This window comes from Psychrobacter sp. M9-54-1 (assembly GCF_016613355.1).
In the GTDB taxonomy this organism is placed as follows: Bacteria; Pseudomonadota; Gammaproteobacteria; order Pseudomonadales; family Moraxellaceae; genus Psychrobacter; species Psychrobacter faecalis.
In genome coordinates this window covers 313,633-320,225 of sequence record NZ_JADGFW010000005.1, presented here as the reverse complement: position 1 = coordinate 320,225, position 6,593 = coordinate 313,633, and the positions used below count along the sequence as shown (strand labels likewise).

At 43.7% G+C, this 6,593-nt stretch carries 5 protein-coding genes; all 5 read right to left on the bottom strand.

Annotation, left to right across the window (positions count from 1 at the left end):
* On the bottom strand, positions 1–961 hold a 961-nt coding region (locus IQ457_RS03470), incomplete at its 3' end, for an Ig-like domain-containing protein (RefSeq protein WP_242465336.1).
* Between the two features lie 82 nt (positions 962–1,043).
* Positions 1,044–2,021: an OmpA family protein gene (locus IQ457_RS03465; RefSeq protein ID WP_200662086.1), complete on the bottom strand. Its 978-nt coding sequence runs from the start codon at positions 2,019–2,021 to the stop codon at positions 1,044–1,046.
* Positions 2,022–2,247: 226 nt separating this feature from the next.
* Entirely contained in the window at positions 2,248–2,898 is a 651-nt protein-coding gene (locus IQ457_RS03460) for an IS1595 family transposase (protein WP_200662085.1), read from the bottom strand.
* 45 nt (positions 2,899–2,943) lie between these two features.
* Positions 2,944–5,202, bottom strand: coding sequence for a DEAD/DEAH box helicase (locus tag IQ457_RS03455; protein ID WP_198337081.1), 2,259 nt, complete (start codon positions 5,200–5,202; stop codon positions 2,944–2,946).
* A 38-nt stretch (positions 5,203–5,240) separates the two neighbouring features.
* Positions 5,241–6,554: an ATP-binding protein gene (locus tag IQ457_RS03450; protein WP_200662084.1), complete on the bottom strand. Its 1,314-nt coding sequence runs from the start codon at positions 6,552–6,554 to the stop codon at positions 5,241–5,243.
* Between the last annotated feature and the right edge of the window lie 39 nt (positions 6,555–6,593).

Sequence of the window (6,593 nt, the reverse complement as noted above, 5' to 3'; positions counted from 1 at the left end):
CAGTGCTGCCATCACTAATCGTGACAGTAACAACGGTATCTTCGGTACTTGGGTTGCTGATGCTGACTGTATAAGTCGCTTCATTAGGAGTACCGTCAGCAGCCATTTCATTCAGACTTGCTGTACCAGTGATGCTTACTATTACTGGATAGTCAACGGCGATGGTCGCTTGGTTAGATTTCTCGCCCGTTTTATCAGACACCACATAGTCCACTGGCGTTGGATCCGCTGTAAAGCCTGACACTGGTGTGAAGATCACTTTGCCTGTACTGCCATCAACGGACCAAGTACCTTCGCCATCTACCACTACATTGGTGACTTCATTGCCTGTCACAGGGTCGATCAGCTTGACTGTCGTTGGGTCTAAGTCGTTTTCAGGGTCGCTGTCATTCGCTACCACGTCGATGATGACGGGCTGACCTGTTTCACCTTTAGCAACATCATCGGTAGCAACAGGCGGCTTGTTAACAGGAGGGGCTACTGGTGTTTTATCACTACTACTATTACTATTGCCAGCTATTAAACCGACCAGTCCTAGACCAGCAGCAGCCGGTATCCACCAAGGTATAATAGTAGCATACTCTTGGCCACCCAAAGCCTGCCCTTCTACCGCACCCTCTTCTAGCTGTGTTACATAATCATAGGTTTCGCCAGTATCTGGAATATAGTAATAGTACTCTCCATCTTCAGCGATTCCGAGCAAGGCACTATCTGTATTATCATAAAACCCTTCTATAATCAGGTCGCTTTCTTGACCTTCTTTTTCAAATGAGACATGCAAGTCGTTCTTGACACGTTTAGTAATAATATGGTTAGGCGCACGACCAATAGCAGTATCGTGAAACTCATAGTTCACTTTGTTCGTAGCAGTGATTACCGTAGGGACACCATCTTTGGTGACAACAGATATTTGGTCAATGGTCTGAGTAGCATCATTTATTTTTACGATGACAGTATTCATTGGGTTACCTTTTTTTAATGATAGCAGTACCATTTTAGATTTTATATGGCACGGTTTCAGTGGTTATGAAATTTATTTGATATTAATTATTTGGTCGCTCTTCAATAATGGCAATCACACGGCGATTAAGCTGACGGCCTTCTACAGTATTATTGCTGGCTCTTGGCTGTAACTCACCATAACCAATGGCATTCAGACGCTCAGGTGCAGTCCCAAATTGAGTGATTAACACTTCTTTTACAGCATCTACTCTACGTTGTGATAATACTTGGTTATATTTTTCACTAGCACGGCTATCAGTATGTCCCTCGATAGTAACTAACGTATTAGGATATTGCGCCATAAACTCTGCTACTTCAGAGATCTTAGAATAGTAGTCTGGTTTTACTATAGATTTGTCGGTGTCAAACAGTACTTCGAGTTCAATAGTCATTTTTTCAGTTAATACGGCTGGTTGTTCTACTACTGGTGCTGGCTGCGTTACTGGTGGTATTGCAATCACTGGTGTAGGACAGTTGGGGACGACACGACTAATTTGGTGCGTTTGATAGCGTTTGGTTGCTAATAATGGCAATGCACTCTCTGTTGTTATCTGATCCAGTGTTCCTTGTCCACTTTCGTCCATGTCTACGTAGAAGAAGTACGTTTGACCACTAGCTAATTGGTAATCTTTTTGCTCAGCGAGCAAGTTATTGTCTTTAAAGCCAGTGGCATGAGCGCTTAGTTGGTTTGTGCCTACACAAGAGTTGACGGCGGTGTAGTTACCAGGATGCAGGCTGACTTGAAATCTGTCGTTGATTGCGATGTTGGCACTGGTTTGCTCAGGATCATTATCATTTTTTCGGATGAATATCAGGCGAGTTTCGTCATTAGCCACTTGTTCTGCTAGCATCTTACTAATATCAGTATCTACTTGGTTATTCCATGCGACTTTGCCAACACGTCGGCTATCTCCATCGTTATCAATACTATTATTGCTAGTAGTAGCACAGGCAGATATACCAAAAAAAATCGTTGGTAGCATAATAGTAGTGATGGCCTTTTTAAATACCTTTTCCATAGTAGATTCCTAAATATAAGTTTATAAAATAATGGTCACTTTAAGATTTTAAATCTCTTAGTCGTGAGAATCACGTCAGAGTCTTATTATTATGAAGTTAGCCATTTCTGATTACAGAGCATACGAAATTTCAATGCTTATACTAAATTTTAGTCATGGACACAAAGCCAACATAAATAGCAGATACTCTTTGCTTTACTAAATATTTAGGGGCTGTCCTAGATAACTAGTTCAAACCCTGTTTAACCCATTGTTTTAATTGTAGTAATTGCGACTTTGGGTCACTGTGATTAAAACGCCACTCACATTCCTTTAAATAGAAGTGAAAATGCTCTTTTGGAACTCCGTTAAACTTACGTAGATGTCGTTTAGCTTGGTTCCAGAAGTTCTCTATACCATTAATGTGATTCTTGTCATTAACAAAGGTTTTAGAGTGGTTGATACGATAATGAGTAAACTCACTGACATCTAATGCGTTATAGCTTTTAAATGAGTCAGTATAAACAATGCTATCAGGCTTCACTTTTTCTCTTATGATGGGGATCAAAGTATCTGCTTTAGCATTGGGTATCATACAAGCGTAGACCTTGCCATTACGCTTTAATAGACCAAACACGGGCACTTTGCTACCAGCACCTCGCCCTCGCTTGCCTTTACGAGTGCCACCAAAGTATGATTCGTCTACTTCGATTTCGCCTTCAAATAGACCAGGGGCTTGACTATTCTCGTAAATAAGCACTCGTAGCCTATGAAAGTAATAACTGGCTGTCGCTTTATTAACACCAATTAGGCTTGCTGCTGTTCTCGCGGTAGAACCGGCAACAAATAACTCGATTAGTCTGCTTTGTTTATACCAACTTAGTTTACTCTTTCTCATAGTGCTATCCTAAATAATTTTACTTATCTAGGACAGCCCCAAAATTTATTTACTCAATGTCCTTAGCCAATCATCCAATCCCTCGATATCAAATGCTTGTGCGCCGTAACCCATATCAAGCAATTCATCAGGTAGATATTCATCAAATTTTTCGATCATTTTGTTAGGAACAGTTTTAGCAAGTTCAGTGGCAGTCGGTACTGGGCGCTGGGCGATCTTCTGTAAAAACGCATAGACTTGAGCAGAACTGGTTTTGAGTACGCAAATAACCCCAGCGTAACTCTCAACCGTAAATCCATGTTGTAACAGTAGCGCTACCAACGTATTAACCACGCTATCGCCGCGCCACATAAATATATAGCAACTGCCGTCTTTATTGACGAGTGATTGATGACTTAAGTCATATCTTTCAAACGTTTTGATACTGTCTAAAAACAACTGCTTTGCGACTGTATCGGCAAAGTCTATGTACTCACTACCAACTTGAATTCGGTAGTCTTTTTTGTTCAATATACCAATCATCTCTTGGCGAACTTTGTCATGTATGGACATACTGCTGTCACCAAATGTTGGTGGCTTACCGCCGCCTTTGACTTTGATGACATCAACGATTTTTTTCTCAACATCAACATCTTTGACCTGCCAGCGCTTACCGCCAAAAATAATATATTGGTCGGGCAATATCATGGTGTCAATGGGCAGTGTTCCCAGCGTCTTATTGCCAGCCACGATACGGTACTCTTCTGGAGTCTTAAACACGGCATAAAAAGTATAATGACTGACTATACGCTCACCCATCACGCCTAGTACGAGTTGATTGTTGCCCAATTGGGTCAGCAGTTGCGCTGCCCCCATTTGAATGAGCAACAATTTAAAGTGCGCAGGTTTCACCTTTTGAAAAGGACCTTGGTTGCACAGGAGCACGTATATTTGATCAGCACGAATGCCGCCCCATTGTCCAACTAGGGCAAGTACTTGATGCAATAATGTTGAAAAATGATATAAAGACGTGTTGGCAGGCTCAAACCACTTGTCGGTAATGAGTAGCCTTATCATCGCGAGAGATTGAATCAATTCAAGCCGCAAGTCATCGATTAGGCTACTGTCTTTATTGATTTCATGCTCGGTAATCAGCATTCTAAGTACCGCTGATCCGCCGCGTCTGCCTGAGCGTCCAAGTCGCTGGCGAAGGCTTGCAACCGAATGTGGGGCGGTGACTTGAATGACGGTGTCAACCTTACCAATATCAATACCAAGCTCTAAAGTCATGGTGCAAACGGCAGTGGTTGGCAGCGCCTCTTTTTGTAATCGACTCTCTAAGCTTTCTCTTAGCTCTTTTGAGAGCGAGCCGTGATGCGGAAAGAACTCATTAGGCACGGTGTTGTACTCACACAGATCACTCAGTCCTGCGGCAATCAGCTCGGTACGCGCGCGACTGTTAGCAAATACCAAATGATTGCCGCCGCGGCACAATCGATAGAGATCAGCGCAGACTTTTGTCTCAGCAGTGTCAAGAACATCGATACCTTCAAAGACGTGATATTCAGAATCCGCCTGTTCTTGATTCGTGTTAAGTGTTAATTGGCTGGGCTGAACATAGCCCTTTACCTGAACTTTGACACTAGCGCGGGCATTACTGTCTTCTATGATGGTGCAAGGCAGCGACTGGTTGGGTCTGAGTGACCGCGGTACGCTTTGCAGCTCTCCTAAGGTGGCACTCAATGCCACTCGTGGGATGGGCGAGGTGATACGATTGGTCACATGTTCAAGCCTTGTCAATAACGACAATAAGTGCTGACCGCGCGCGCCTCCCAAAAAAGCATGAAACTCATCAATCACAATATATTGTAAGTTGCTAAATGCTTGTTTGACCCAGCCCATATCACGCACAAGCAGCGACTCAAGCGATTCAGGCGTGATCAAAATAATACCGGATGGTGATTTTTTCTGTTGTCTCTTTTGACCTAAAGAGCTGTCAGCATGCCAAGGCGTCACTTGCAAATCAAGCAGCTCAGCCAAGCTTTCAAGCCTGCGATACTGATCGTTAATTAATGCTTTGAGTGGGCTGATATATAAGATACCGACGCCATTATCGCGCTTATCTGAGCGCATAAGCGCACTACAGGCAGGCAAGAAAAACGCTTCCGTTTTGCCCGCTGCCGTTGCCGCACTGATCAATACATCTGTATCACCTGATAAAATGGGCACTATCGCTTGGGCTTGAACGTCACGTAACCCTTGCCAGCCTTGATTAAATATCCAGCGCTGTACCTGATGATCAAGCTGAAAATGCGCGTCTCTCAAAAGTTATTTCTCTTATTGTTATGAGTATTATCGAAAGCTTATAGTTTAAAATCAGCCAATTCATCCTCTACATCCATCCCGCTCATATCGATATCCATATCAGACGGATGTTCTGGATCAATGGCGACCGCGCTTATGAGCTGATCCCAAGATACGTCTGGATTTTGATCAATGACGGCAAGCATATCCAAAAACGCCTTAATTGTATTGCGAGGTGTTCTGAAATAAGCGTCACCAATGGTTTGGCTACAATGCTGCAAAAAAGCTTGCAAGGACTCATCTGGTACTAAGTATTTGGTTTCATCGCCACCTGCATAAACGTGACGCAGATTTTTGAGCAAGATATATAACTCTTCTGGCGTAAGGCTCGCTAAGTGCAGCGCAGGGGACGTGTAATCAATCACGCCTGCCCGCTTGGCAAAGCTATTGTCTGCAAGCCGTGTTTGTAGCGCGTCATAGCTGTAGAGTCCTTTACGCGGATCAAGTAAAAATTCCGGCGTACCGCCCAGTAAAAAGCCCAAATGGGCGGCTGATCCTTGCAAGCAGTCGTTTAAAATACGTAGGATTTGCTCATAATTGGCTTGACGGGCTTGAGTGCTATTGAGTTTATATAAGTTGACCATCTCATCTAGATTGACTAATAAGCCTTGATAACCCGCTTGACGTACAAACAGACTCATAATCTTTAGCGCGTCATAAAATGAGGCGTCAGAGATGATCGTACGCACGCCCAGATCGCGTCTGGCATCGGTTTTGGTTGAGTACTCTGCCCGTAACCAACGAATGGCATTGGCTTTTAGCGCATCATCGCCTGATTCGTGACCTTGCCAATACGCTTCGATCACTTTAGCAAAGTCATAACCGCCCACCAGTTCTGTCAGCTCAGCCAACTTATCTTGAATCACCTCACCAATGGTTTCATCCGTGCTATCAGCGCGTTTGCGAGCTTCGGTAATAAAGCGCTCGACAACGCTTGCAAGCGCATTGCCGTCTGGTTTATTACGCGTCGATAGGTTACGCATGAGCTCAGAATATAAGTATCTTGCTTGCCCGCTTGATGCTTGAATGCGTCTGTCAGGTGATAAGTCAGCGTTTACTGTGACCAGCTTACGCTCAAGCGCAATCGCTCTTACCACACTCAAAAAAAAGGTTTTGCCTGACCCATACTCACCAATAATCAATCGAAAGGCGGAACCACCATCCGCCACGCGATCAATATCATCGATCAGCGCTTTGAGCTCATGAATACGCCCTACTTGAATATGCTGAATACCGACCTTTGGGGTCACCCCAGCCTTTAGCGATTGAATGATGGCATCGCGCTCTTTGGTTCTGATTTTTTTGCTTGTCATGGCTTATCCTTACGCTGTCATTACATTGTTATTATCGTT